This window comes from Sporosarcina pasadenensis, from assembly GCF_047228845.1.
Lineage (GTDB): Bacteria > Bacillota > Bacilli > Bacillales_A > Planococcaceae > Sporosarcina.
The window spans coordinates 30,023-42,911 of record NZ_JBFEGM010000012.1; the positions used below are offsets into that span (position 1 = coordinate 30,023).

The following is a 12,889-nucleotide window of genomic DNA, read 5'->3' on the forward strand; positions in this document are numbered from 1 at the left end:
CGATGAAAGTTATTTTTTTGAAAGACGTTAAAGGCAAAGGTAAAAAAGGCGAAGTGAAAGAAGTATCTGTCGGCTATGCGCAAAACTACCTGTTGAAAAATAAATTGGCTATTGAAGCTACACCTGCAAACTTAAGCCAGCTTGAAGGTCAGAAGAAGCGTGCCGAAAAAGACGCGGCGGCGGAACTGGCTGAAGCAAAGAAGCTGAAAGAACTCATCGATGAGACGACTGTGGAAATGAAAGCGAAATCCGGAGAAGGTGGACGTCTCTTCGGTTCGATCACAACGAAGCAAATTGCTGACGCTCTCGAGAAAAATCATAAAATCAAAGTGGATCGCCGTAAGATGGAACTGCCTGATGCAATACGGGCTCTCGGCTATACAAATGTGCCGATCAAACTGCACCCGGAAGTTACCGCTACGCTTAAAGTCCATGTAACCGAAGAATGATAGGGAGCGATAATGATGGACCAGATGTATGATCGCGTTCCCCCGCATAACAACGAAGCTGAGCAATCCGTCATTGGTGCGGTCTTCCTGCAACCGGAAGCGCTGATCACGGCTTCGGAAATTCTTCGCCCGGATGACTTTTATAAAACTGCGCACGAGAAGATCTTTGACACGATGCTAATCCTGAGCGACAAAGGACAAGCGATTGACGTCGTCACGGTTACTGAAGAGCTTTCCGCCAAAAAGGAATTGGAAGATGTCGGCGGCATTTCATATTTGACCGAAATTGCAAATGCCGTACCGACGGCGGCGAATATCGAGTATTATGCCAAGATTGTCGAAGAGAAATCCATCCTGAGACGGCTCATCCGAGTGGCGACCAATATCGTCGAGGAAGGTTTCACAAAAGAGGATGAAGTTGAAGCGGTCCTTTCCGAAGCTGAAAAAAGGATCATGGAAGTTTCCAACCGGAAAAATGCCGGCGATTTCAAGCACATTAAAGATGTCCTTGTGGAAACATACGACAATATCGAACTTCTTCATACAAGAAAAGGAGAAGTGACTGGCATTCCGACCGGATTCCGAGATCTTGACAAGATAACGGCCGGTTTTCAGCGGAATGACCTGATCATCGTTGCCGCCCGGCCTTCCGTCGGTAAAACGGCGTTTGCCTTGAACGTGGCTCAAAACGTGGCGACGAAGACGGATGAAAACGTTGCGATTTTTAGTTTGGAGATGGGTGCGGAACAACTCGTCATGCGTATGCTTTGTGCGGAAGGGAATATTGACGCGCAAGTGATGCGTACAGGGAACTTGGAAGCAGAGGATTGGCGGAAATTGACGATGGCGATGGGGAGCCTTTCCAACGCCGGGATCTTCATTGACGACTCCCCGGGCATCCGGATTAATGAAATCCGCTCCAAGTGTCGACGACTCCAGCAAGAGCATGGTTTAGGCATGATTATGATCGATTATTTGCAGCTCATCATGGGAAGCGGCCGTTCGGGCGAGAACCGTCAGCAGGAAGTTTCCGAAATATCCCGTTCCTTAAAAGCGCTCGCTCGGGAATTGAAAATTCCGGTCATCGCGCTCTCCCAGCTTTCCCGTGGCGTAGAGCAACGTCAAGACAAGCGTCCGATGATGTCCGACTTGAGGGAATCGGGAAGTATCGAGCAAGACGCGGATATCGTTTCTTTCCTTTATCGGGAAGATTACTATGATAAAGAAACAGAGAATCAGAATATGATTGAAATCATCATAGCGAAGCAGCGGAACGGCCCAACTGGTACCGTCACTCTAGCTTTCGCCAAGGAGTTCAATAAGTTCCTCAACATCGACTGGAGCCAACACGAAGCTCCATCCTATCAATAATAATATGGAAAAGCCTTGATTCACCTGTCAAACGGGTTTATCAAGGCTTTCTCCATATATAAGACTATTTTCACGGCTGGAATTCCCCTCATTTATAACTAACATATGGAAGTTAATAAGGAATAATTGGTTGCAATACTACAAGTTCATTACAAATGGACGTAAAATAACAAGCAAGTTAGTTGATATGATAAATTGAAGGGGCGTGAAAAATCTTTCAGTATGATAGGCCTCTTGTAGCAGTTGCCAGTCGGAAGGAGTATTAAACGATGTTTTGCAAGAAACAAAAAACGAGGATAGAACAGAATAGAAGTACCCTATATAAAAAATTTCAAAAGGTCGGCATCATTACGGTATTCTTTGCAGGTATCGGCATGAGCTCCGGTTTTTCACTAGAAAAAGTGGAAGACTCCTCAATCCATACAATCTACCATGTCTACTCGGATAGTGAATATGTCGGGATGCTATCCGATGAAAAAAAGATCGAACAGCTTAAACAAGAAGAATTGAAGAAAGCGGCCTCCGAATACGAAGATCTCCCATTGACAATCGGGACTAAGTTGTCTGTCGTGCCGGAAAGGGTGTTTTCAATCGGAACAGACGATGAAAAGGTCCTTGGAAAACTTCAAGGCTTGCTAACCGTGGAGGCGGAAGCGATCGGTGTCCAAATTGATGAAGAGACAGCACTCTACGTCAAAGATATGGCCGATTTTGAAAAAGTGATCCAAGAGATTACATTGCAAACAGTCACCGAGCAGGAGCTTGCAGAATTCGAAGCCCGCCAACAAACTACTGAACCTTTACCACCGTTGAAGGAAAATGAAACTAGACTTGCTGATATTCAATTCAGCGCTGACATCCAGGCGGCCGAGGGACAAACGGCACCTGAAAAGGTCCGAAGCGTGGAAGAAGCAATCACCTTGTTGAATAAAGGCACATTGGAAGAGAAGAAATACGTTATCCAGCAAGGGGACGTATTAGGGAAAGTCGCCAGTGCACACAATATGTCGACAGCAAAACTGATGGAAATCAATCCGGGGATTACAGAGGATGCAATTCTTCGAATAGGCCAAGAGCTGAACGTCACAGTCCTTGAGCCTTACGTAGAAGTGGAAGCTCACTACGAATCAAAAGAGATTGCCCCTATTCAATTTAAGAAACTGACCGAAAAAGACGAATCAGAATTCAAAGGTGAAAAGAGAATTAAACAAAAAGGGACTGATGGCAAGAAATCGGTCACGCATTTGATCCGCAAAAAGAACGGGAAAGTGATCGGTAAATCTGTAGCGGAGGAACATGTACTGGAAGAGCCGGTTCATGAAGTGACGGTCGTCGGAACGAAGGTGATTCCTTCACGTGGGACAGGCAACTTCAAGTGGCCGGCAGACGGTGGATACATTTCGAGTAAAATGGGGAAACGATGGGGCCGGGTACACCAAGGCATTGACATTGCACGTCCATCATCCAGGTCGATTTTCGCTTCTGACAATGGAGTCGTGACGGATGTCGGGTACCATGGAACATATGGAAATCGAGTCGTCATAACGCATAACAACGGGTATAAGACGTTATACGCCCATCTGGCATCCATCGATGTCAAAGAGGGACAAACAGTTCCTCAAGGAGCGAAGATAGGTGTCATGGGCTCCACAGGACGCTCTACAGGCATGCACCTTCATTTTGAAGTATATAAGAACGGTTCCAATATCAATCCGTTGAGTGTGTTAAGATAAAGAGTAAGGAATGGAGACGCTACAGTATTCTGTTGCCGTCTCTTTTTCTAATTTTGTACAGGTCTGGATTGGAAGGTTTTTTGCTAAAGAAATAGAATGTATAATAAAGGCCGTACAATCGAAGAAGGCAAGTTGCAAGCTAAGCACGGACTATGAATGTAAAAGATAATAAGTTAGGCGCCAAATCGGCGGGAAAGGGAATGAATGATGCAAAATAAAACGATTTTAGTCGTAGATGATGAAAAACCGATAGCTGACATATTAGAGTTCAATTTGAAGAAGGAAGGCTTTACTGTCTATTGCGCTTATGACGGAGAAGAGGCGCTCGAGAAGGTGGAAGAAGTGCAGCCTGATATTATGCTGCTCGACATTATGCTTCCGAAGCGTGATGGCATGGAAGTATGCAGGGAGGTCAGGAAGAAATATGATTTCCCCATCATCATGCTTACAGCGAAGGACTCGGAAATTGATAAAGTGTTAGGGTTGGAATTAGGCGCGGATGATTACGTGACGAAACCGTTCGGCACACGCGAATTGATTGCAAGGGTGAAAGCGAACTTGCGCAGGCATTCGAAGACGTTGTCGGAGGAGCAGGATGAGGCGACAAATGAAATTACAGTCGGAAGCCTCGTCATCCAACCGGATGCATATTTAGTCCAAAAGCGTGGAGAATCGATTGAACTGACGCACCGCGAGTTTGAATTGCTTCATTATTTGGCGAAGCATATCGGCCAAGTAATGACGAGAGAGCATTTGTTGCAGACGGTATGGGGCTATGATTATTTTGGGGATGTACGGACAGTCGACGTAACGATACGCCGTCTGCGCGAAAAGATCGAGGACACTCCGAGCCACCCGACGTGGATTGTAACAAGACGTGGAGTCGGTTACTATTTGCGTGATCCGGAACAGGAGTAAGGAAAATGCAGAAAGTCGGATTTTTTCGGTCTATCCATGTAAAATTCGTGCTCATCTATATTATGCTCATCCTTGTAGCGATGCAGATTATCGGGCTTTATTTTGCAAGGGAGCTTGAACAGACGTTAAAAGATAACTTCACGACATCCGTCAGAGACAGGATGAATCTTGTTGAATTCAGCGTCCGTGAAGAAATGATAAAAGACCGATCAACTACGGACGATCCGTCGCTCGAACAGAGCTTATGGAACGTCCTTTCGGGCTTTAATTCGGAAGATATAAATGAAATAAGGGTCATCGATGCAAAGTATCGTATATTGGCAACTTCCGAATTGGGCAATCAATCATTGGTCGGCCAGCGATCAATGGAAGACAGTGTGAGAAGATCAATCTCATCCGAAACGGTCTACGAGAATATCAACTATGACCCGACGAAACGAGAACGTGTCATGGTGCTTGTGACGCCTATTAAGAATAATAATTTGGAAGTCGTCGGCACTTTATATGTGACAGCAAATATCGAAAAAGTATTCAAGCAGATCAATGAAATCAACCAAATTCTTGCGGGCGGAGTGGCGGTCTCGTTAACAATCACAATTATTATCGGCATATTCATCGCCAGGACTTTCACGAGGCCGATTTCGGATATGAGGCGTCAGGCACAAGCGATGGCGCAAGGGAACTTCTCAAGGAAGGTCCACGTATACGGGAATGATGAAATGGGCCAGCTGGCAATCGCTTTCAACCATTTGACAAATCAGCTGCAAGAGTCGCAGTCAACGACGGAAAGTGAGCAAAGAAAGCTCGCCTCGGTTCTTGAAAACATGACGGATGGCGTCATATCTACGGACCGTAAAGGCAGGGTGAGCCTAATCAATGACTCTGCGCTTATGATGCTGCGGATGACACGCGATCTTGTGTTGAATCGCCCGATTGCAAGCATCTTAGGCTTGGAGCAGGAATATACGTTTGAAGACCTCATTCAAGTGAAGGATTCAATCGCGCTCGACTTCAGTACGGAGAAGGTCCCTTACATCCTACGGGCGACCTTTTCGGTGACGCAGCGGGAGACGGGCTTCGTGAACGGTCTCATTGTCGTCCTTCATGACAATACCGAACAGGAGAAGATTGACATGGAGAGGCGAGAATTCGTTTCCAACGTTTCTCACGAGCTTCGTACCCCGCTCACGACAATGCGCAGCTATTTGGATGCATTGGCGGAAGGTGCATGGAAGAACGAGGAGATTGCCCCTTCCTTCCTTCGCGTGACGCAGACGGAGACGGAGCGGATGATCCGGCTTGTGAATGACTTATTGAAGCTTTCCAGGATGGATAGCAAAGAATATGAGTTGAATACCGAATGGGTAGAATTCAACCATTTCTTCAACTCAATCATTGAGCGGTTCGAATTCTCGAAGTCACAGAACGTTCACTTCAAGCGATTGTTACCTTCCGAGGATCTATTCGTCGAAATTGACACCGATAAGATGACACAGGTAATCGACAATATTATTTCGAATGCGCTTAAATATTCCCCGGATGGCGGAGATGTCCGCTTTGGAGTAACGACGTCTGGAACGTTCATAAAAGTGATGATTTCCGACGACGGCATGGGCATCCCGCAAGCGAATGTGAACCGCATTTTCGACAGGTTCTACAGAGCGGACCGCGCGAGATCAAGGGCGATGGGCGGAACGGGTCTTGGACTTGCCATCGCGAAGGAAATGATCATTGCACATGGCGGCGAAATATGGGCGGAAAGTGAAGAAGGGAAAGGCACGACGATTTTCTTTACGCTGCCCTTTGAACAACAAGAGGAAGGTGAATGGGATTGAAGTATATCGAACCGGTCAAATCGATTATCTTACTATTGCTCGTCCTGTTGAGCATAACATTCACCTTTTCCATATGGACGTATTCGCCCCGACTGGATACGATTGAACAATCGCCGACCGTCGATATTTCAATCGGCGAACGAAGAAAAGTGCAGGATATCATTAAGCCATATAAGATCCTCATTAAATATGAGGAATCACTCAATGGAACGACCGATCAAATACGGATTGACAGTATTATGAGGGAAATGAACTCTTGGAAAGTCACGCAATTGGTTCCCGGCCAAAACGAGATGAACAAGGGGCAGATGAAAGCCTTCTTCGAAGATACGAATCAGTTCACCTTGTATTTCCAAGGGGATGTGCCGCTGCCTGTGTATGAAGAAATTTTACCTTTTGAGGACAATATTCGACTTCCGGAATTCAGTTTTGACCGCCTTGTCGTCAAATGGAATCCGAAGGAAATTGCATTTGAAGTGCATTTCATCAACCGGGCGACAGGAATCCATTATCATGGCAAAGTAGCTCCGGAGGATACGATGACGTCATATCGTAACATCGTCATTGAAGGGGAAAATTTACCTTCCTATACTGAAGTGAATGTACAGGAACCGGTCTATTTGGCGGTACCTACTGAACGAGTCACGATGAATCAAATCGTGTATTACCAGGAAGAAATAAGTCCGACCCGCTTCCGTGATGCTTTATTTAATGACCCGAATGCAGTAAGACGCAGTCAGGTGGATGGCAAACATGAGGAATTTGGTGATGACCATGCGCTTTTAGTCGTAAATACGGAATCGAAGATGTTGAACTTTGCCCATCCTGCTGTGGAAAACAGGGAAGAGGTAAAACCTTCAACCCTATTAACAGACGTCATTGACTCGATTAATGAGCATGGTGGCTGGACAGATTCGTTCAGATTCTCGTATATAAATAGTTATTCTCATTATGTGAGATTCCAGTTGTTCATTCAAGGCTATCCGGTCTTGGAACCAGCGGGCATAACGGAAATTGCACAGTATTATGGAGTGAACCGGGCGTTTAGGTATATCCGGCCTTATTATACACTTGATGTGGGGGTGGATGAGGAAGAGGTGAGTCTTCCTTCGGGTGCCGCCATAGCAAACGAACTGAAGGAATCGGAAAAAATCGATTTCGGGACGGTCGAGGAAATTACAACAGGGTACATGATGAGACATGATTTAGAAAAACGGATTTTTGTGATGGAGCCTGCCTGGTTTTATTATATCAAAGGTAGATGGTTCTCTTATACAGCTGAGGATCAAGGCGGGGGTGAGCAAATTGGATTGGAATAAGACAAAAACGATATTCATCGTCGTCTTTTCGATATTGAATATATTCCTCTACTTCTTGTATTTAAATCAGCGTACTGAGGCGCAAAATGTGCAAGTTGCGGGGAAAGCCTCCATTGAGGATTTGATGAAACAAGAAAATATTACGTACAATTTGCCACAGGTCGTTAAAAATGACTTTTCCCACATCTTTGCTGATGTGAAGTCATTCTCAGAAGAGGAATTGGAGTCTTTGGAGGACCAGTCCATCGTCATTGTCGATAATACATCAATTGAATCCGAAATGATTATCCCGGTATCCATCCGAAATGACAAAGAGGATTATCATTTCAATGATTTTCTAGCGAAGTATATATGGCACGGAGCTGAATATGAGTTGTGGGAATTGGATAAGGAAAAGCGGAAAGCCATCTTTTTTCAAAAAGTGGATGGCGAACCGATTTTCTATAGTCCGAATGCCACATTGACGATTTATTGGGATGAAAATCATGAAGTAACACATTACGAGCAGCGAATGCTGGAAGAGTTCTCAAGCAAAAACTTGAAAAGAGACATGTTGACACAGGATGAAGCGGTAGGATCGCTAGTTACGCGGGGGTATTTGAAGCAGGATTCAAAAGTGCTGAAGGTGACACCAGGTTACTCGGCGACGCTCGTTTCGACGAAAAACCAAGTATTTGCCGCAACATGGAATATTCGTGTAGAATTGAAGGATGGCACCATCGAGAATCATTTCATCAATGCCATTGAAGGAAAAGTGATAGACTTCCACCTGGAAAAGATGGAAGAGGAAGAGCTCGATGAGGTTGAGGATGAAGAAGAATAAGGAGTTTTTCATATGCGTTTCAGTGTGCTCGCTAGTGGTAGTACGGGCAATTCCATATATATAGAGACAGAAAAGCATGCTTTTCTGGTCGATGCAGGACTTAGTGCGAAAAGAATGGAACAGCAGCTTGAAAGTATTGGCCGTTCCATGACGCAAGTGGACGGCATTTTTGTCACTCATGAGCATAGCGATCATATTAAAGGGATCGGCGTGCTGGCGCGAAGATACAAAGTGCCCATTTACGCAAATGAAAAGACATGGCTTGCAATGAATGGGCTTGTCGGCGAAATTCCGATGGAGCAACGTTTCCATTTCAACATGGAAACGAACATGTCGTTCGGCTCGCTCGATATCCAGTCTTTCGCTGTTTCCCATGATGCTGCAGATCCGATGTTCTATGTCTTCCATGAAAACGACCGCAAGCTGTCGATTATCACGGATACGGGGTATGTGAGCGACCGAATGAAAGGGCATATTCAAGGGTCTGATGCATTTGTTTTCGAGAGCAACCATGACGTCAGCATGCTGCAAATGGGACGCTATCCATGGTCCATCAAACGAAGGATTCTTAGCGACGTGGGCCATGTGTCGAATGAAGATGCTGCTGTTGCAATGAGCGAAGTCGTAGCCCAAAAAGAGACGAGAATTTATTTATCGCACCTAAGCAAGGACAATAACATGAAAGATCTCGCAAGGATGAGTGTTTCGCAAACATTGGAAGCATGCGGGATCCGCACGGGGGAATTCGTGCATTTGCATGACACCGACGCGGAAAAACCGACAGAGCTTGTCACTGTCTAAATCGTTCATCAAAAGCCTTGCCTTCTGGTAAGGCTTTTTTGATTTTAAACGACAGGATTTGGGTACAGTGAGTGTAACTGTGTAAAGAAAGGGAGAGGAGAATGGACGAATTCAATCAAGGTCCACGAAATGAAGACGAAAAACCGGTCATCGAGGAACCAGAACGACGTGAAGAGCCGCCACGATATAGTGAAAGACCGATCAAGCCTAAACGCAGCGGCGGGTTTCTGCCCGCGCTTATCGGGGCTATTCTCGGTGGTCTGATCGTCTGGTTTCTGATGTATTCCACATTGGGCAAGGAGAAAGTGACACCACAAGTCGGCAGCGAGACGAGCGGTAAAAGCAATTTACAGAGCGAGCGAGTCTCCGTAGATATCAATACGGACGTAACAGACATTGTCTCCGAAGTTGCAGATACGGTCGTGGGCATCACCAATCTCCAAACTGTACGCGATTTTTGGTCATCGACAGAAACGAGAAGGGAAACGGGCAGCGGCTCCGGCGTCATTTATAAGAAGGAAGGCGACAAGGCATATATCGTCACAAACCATCACGTCGTTGAAGGTGCGGAAGGGTTGGAAATCACATTCGATGATGGAACGAAGGTGGAAGGAAAGCTTGTGGGCAGCGATATGTGGACAGATCTTGCCGTCGTTGAGATTGATGGTGCTGCTGTCAACACAGTCATTCAGTTCGGAGACTCCGACGCTTTGAAGCGCGGGGAAACGGTCATCGCCATCGGAAACCCGCTCGGTCTAGGCTTTGCAGGATCTGTAACGATGGGCATCGTTTCCGGGAAAGACCGTTCCATTCCGATGGATTTCGATCAGAATGGAACGATTGATTGGCAAGCGGACGTCCTACAGACAGACGCCGCCATCAATCCCGGCAACTCGGGCGGCGCACTCATCAATATGGCGGGCCAGCTCGTCGGCATCAACTCGATGAAAATAACAGAAGCGACCGTGGAAGGAATCGGACTTGCCATCCCGATCAATATTGCAGTACCGATCATCAAAGACCTGGAAACGACGGGAACGGTTCAACGGCCGACAATGGGCGTCAGTCTCTTTAATTTGGAAGATGTGCCTTCCTCGGAGCGAAAAGGGCTGAAGCTTCCGGAGAATATAGCGGGAGGAGTCATCATCACCCAAGTATTCCGCAATACGCCGGCTGAAGCCGCGGGTGTGAAGCGATATGACGTCATTGTAGAAATGGATGGTGTAAAGATCGACGATATGGTCGGCTTGCGCAAGCATCTATACAATGACAAACGAGTTGGCGATATGATGAAGATGAAAGTGTACCGTGACGGAAAACAGGTTGAAATCGAAATGGAATTAAGGGACGGCAATACATTCTAATCATTTTTACAAAAAGCAGGCGAGAAACCGATTAGAATGTTACACTTTTTACAGTGATGTAATAATTAATTATCCACAACGGGCAGCATAGCAGAACATCGGCTATACTGCCTGTTTTTTCTGTAGTAGTTATCGACATGTGGATAAGAAGTTGAAATTGTGAATAACATTGTGTAAAAAATAAATGATGAAGGAAGTGTGGATAATGAAATTATATAGCTGTGAAACCCATATCAATCATGCGCTTGACGTATTTGTCGCAAAAGAGGAAACGTTTCCGATCATGGAAAAAATCGAGGAAGAGAAAAACTTATCCACAAAATGCGAGTACTGTGACACACCCGCATCGTATATTGTGGCGAACGGATAATCGGGCACAATATGTAGTTTTTCCTGTGGATATGTGAATAAGTTCTGTGTATAACATTTCAGCAAAGGTGGACAACCCTGTGAATATTACAATTGTGTCAGTTGGCAAACTAAAAGAAAAATATTTGAAAATGGGCATCGACGAATACGCCAAACGACTCGGCGCCTATGCAAAAATTGATCTTATCGAAGTGGCGGATGAGAAGGCACCCGAGTCATTGAGTGAAGCCGATATGGAAATCGTCAAGAAAAAGGAAGCCGATCGGATTCTTGCAAAAATCCATTCCGATGCGTTCGTCATTGCTCTTGCAATTGAGGGGAAGATGAAAACGAGCGAGGAATTGGCGGCGGGGATGGAGTCGTTGATGACGTACGGGCGAAGCAAAGTCGTCTTTGTCATCGGCGGATCTCTCGGATTACATAATGATGTATTGAAACGGGCGGATGAGCTGCTGTCGTTCTCAAAGATGACGTTCCCGCATCAGTTGATGAAATTGGTGCTGTTGGAGCAGGTGTATCGGGGATTTCGGATTATTAAAGGGGAACCATACCATAAATAGAGGCAAAAAAAGTTGTAAATAAGGGGATAATTCTTTGTCGAAAGCGGGTATTGAGAATCCCCTTCTTCGCTTCATACCCTCCGTGTATTCCTCTGCTGTTTCCCTTCCATATAGTTGTGCATATTGACGTAAAGTTTGTAGTTGTGCAGTTATGCTGTAACCCTCACTTGCTTGTTCTTCGGTGCTTATCCTTACATAGATGGCCACCCTTTTAATGCTTGCAGCTGAAAGGGCCTCATTCAATTTCTTATAAAATGATAGTTTTCCTTTGTTCAAAGTGAACAAAGGTCTTGTTAGAAAGTAATGTAATGTTAAAATTGTTATGCATGTTAAATAGTTTGTACTCGTTTCTTTTGTTCATTGAGTATATAGAACTTGTTGAAAGGGCTATATATAATAAAAGGAGAGAAGTTTGAAAGCGGTTTCGCTTTTTCTTGCTAATACTGTGTTGATGTTTTGTTAGGATAGTTTTGTGATTTAATTAAAAAATTACAACAACCTATTTTTATTTTTAAAATAGGAAGTAAGGGTATAAATTTAGGAGGGTTATTATGTTGTTACAAGAGAAAGTTGCATTAATTACAGGCGCTGCATCAGGACTAGGTAGAGCACAGGCAATTGAGTATGCAAAAGAAGGTGCCAAGGTAATCCTTAACGATGTGAATGCGGAAGGTTTAGCTGAAACAGAGAAACTGATTAAAGATAATAATGGCACTGTACTTAGTATTGTTGCTGACATTTCTAAAAAAGAAGATGTTCAGATTATGATTAATAAAGCGCTTGAAGAGTTTGGAACAGTTGATATTTGTGTGAACAATGCTGCTATCTTGGCGGATTTTAAAGCATCTCTTGATATTACTGAAGATGAATGGGATAGAATCATGGCTGTGAACGTTAAAGCAGTCTATTTACTAACAAATGCGCTCTTGCCACATATGCTTGAAAAAGGGCAGGGAACATTCATTAATGTCGCTTCAATTGGAGGAACAATTGCTGGTGTTGGAGACGCAGCATACATTACTTCTAAGCACGCACTTGTTGGATACACGAAACAACTTGCTTTCAATTATGCGAAAGATGGAATTCGGGCTGTTTCACTATGTCCAGGATTAACCGATACTCCAATGGTCCGCTATGCAATTGATCAAGAACATCCTGCAGTTGTTCGACAAATAGCTAGTATTCCATCTGAACGTATTGGCCGCTCTGAAGATGTTGCCTATTTTTCGGCATATTTAGCAAGTGACAGAGCTACGCATATTAATGGTGTTGAAATGAAAATTGATGGTGGACAATCAATTGGATAATTTTTTTTAAAAAAATTATAGGGCAATTCCCCAGTTCGGT

12 protein-coding genes are annotated in these 12,889 nt (G+C 44.8%); all 12 read left to right on the plus strand.

All coding sequences use genetic code 11. The features are described 5' to 3' along the window. Positions 1-2 precede the first annotated feature (2 nt). The 12 genes from rplI (at position 3) to AB1K89_RS15140 (ending at position 12,849) form a co-directional block, all read left to right on the plus strand. Positions 3-449: a 50S ribosomal protein L9 gene (rplI, locus tag AB1K89_RS15085; protein ID WP_252504956.1), complete on the plus strand. Its 447-nt coding sequence runs from the start codon at positions 3-5 to the stop codon at positions 447-449. 12 nt (positions 450-461) lie between these two features. Next, positions 462-1,820: a replicative DNA helicase gene (dnaB, locus tag AB1K89_RS15090; protein WP_252504955.1), complete on the plus strand. Its 1,359-nt coding sequence runs from the start codon at positions 462-464 to the stop codon at positions 1,818-1,820. A gap of 269 nt (positions 1,821-2,089) precedes the next feature. Further along, on the plus strand, positions 2,090-3,553 hold the full coding sequence (locus tag AB1K89_RS15095; RefSeq protein WP_413055536.1) for a peptidoglycan DD-metalloendopeptidase family protein: 1,464 nt from the start codon (positions 2,090-2,092) through the stop codon (positions 3,551-3,553). Between the two features lie 207 nt (positions 3,554-3,760). After that, positions 3,761-4,471: a response regulator YycF gene (yycF, locus tag AB1K89_RS15100; protein WP_252505154.1), complete on the plus strand. Its 711-nt coding sequence runs from the start codon at positions 3,761-3,763 to the stop codon at positions 4,469-4,471. 5 nt (positions 4,472-4,476) lie between these two features. Then, positions 4,477-6,306: a cell wall metabolism sensor histidine kinase WalK gene (gene walK / locus AB1K89_RS15105; protein WP_413055537.1), complete on the plus strand. Its 1,830-nt coding sequence runs from the start codon at positions 4,477-4,479 to the stop codon at positions 6,304-6,306. Further along, positions 6,297-7,625, plus strand: coding sequence for a YycH family regulatory protein (locus AB1K89_RS15110; protein ID WP_413055538.1), 1,329 nt, complete (start codon positions 6,297-6,299; stop codon positions 7,623-7,625). The genes walK and AB1K89_RS15110 overlap by 10 nt, the downstream gene beginning before the upstream one ends. After that, on the plus strand, positions 7,612-8,448 hold the full coding sequence (locus tag AB1K89_RS15115) for a two-component system regulatory protein YycI (RefSeq protein ID WP_413055539.1): 837 nt from the start codon (positions 7,612-7,614) through the stop codon (positions 8,446-8,448). Before AB1K89_RS15110 ends, AB1K89_RS15115 begins: the two co-directional genes overlap by 14 nt. 12 nt (positions 8,449-8,460) lie before the next feature. After that, positions 8,461-9,249, plus strand: a complete 789-nt coding sequence (locus AB1K89_RS15120) for an MBL fold metallo-hydrolase (protein ID WP_413055540.1) — start codon at positions 8,461-8,463, stop codon at positions 9,247-9,249. Positions 9,250-9,350: 101 nt separating this feature from the next. Further along, positions 9,351-10,613: a S1C family serine protease gene (locus tag AB1K89_RS15125; protein WP_413055541.1), complete on the plus strand. Its 1,263-nt coding sequence runs from the start codon at positions 9,351-9,353 to the stop codon at positions 10,611-10,613. 205 nt (positions 10,614-10,818) lie between these two features. Beyond that, positions 10,819-10,983, plus strand: a complete 165-nt coding sequence (locus AB1K89_RS15130) for a CxxH/CxxC protein (protein ID WP_413055542.1) — start codon at positions 10,819-10,821, stop codon at positions 10,981-10,983. A 79-nt stretch (positions 10,984-11,062) separates the two neighbouring features. After that, positions 11,063-11,542 carry a 23S rRNA (pseudouridine(1915)-N(3))-methyltransferase RlmH gene (gene rlmH / locus AB1K89_RS15135; RefSeq protein ID WP_413055543.1) on the plus strand — a complete coding sequence of 160 codons (480 nt, stop codon included), beginning with the start codon at positions 11,063-11,065 and terminating at the stop codon, positions 11,540-11,542. Positions 11,543-12,093: 551 nt separating this feature from the next. Then, positions 12,094-12,849 (plus strand): SDR family NAD(P)-dependent oxidoreductase, encoded by a 756-nt coding sequence (locus tag AB1K89_RS15140; RefSeq protein ID WP_413055544.1) that lies wholly within the window; start codon positions 12,094-12,096, stop codon positions 12,847-12,849. The last annotated feature ends 40 nt before the right edge of the window (positions 12,850-12,889 follow it).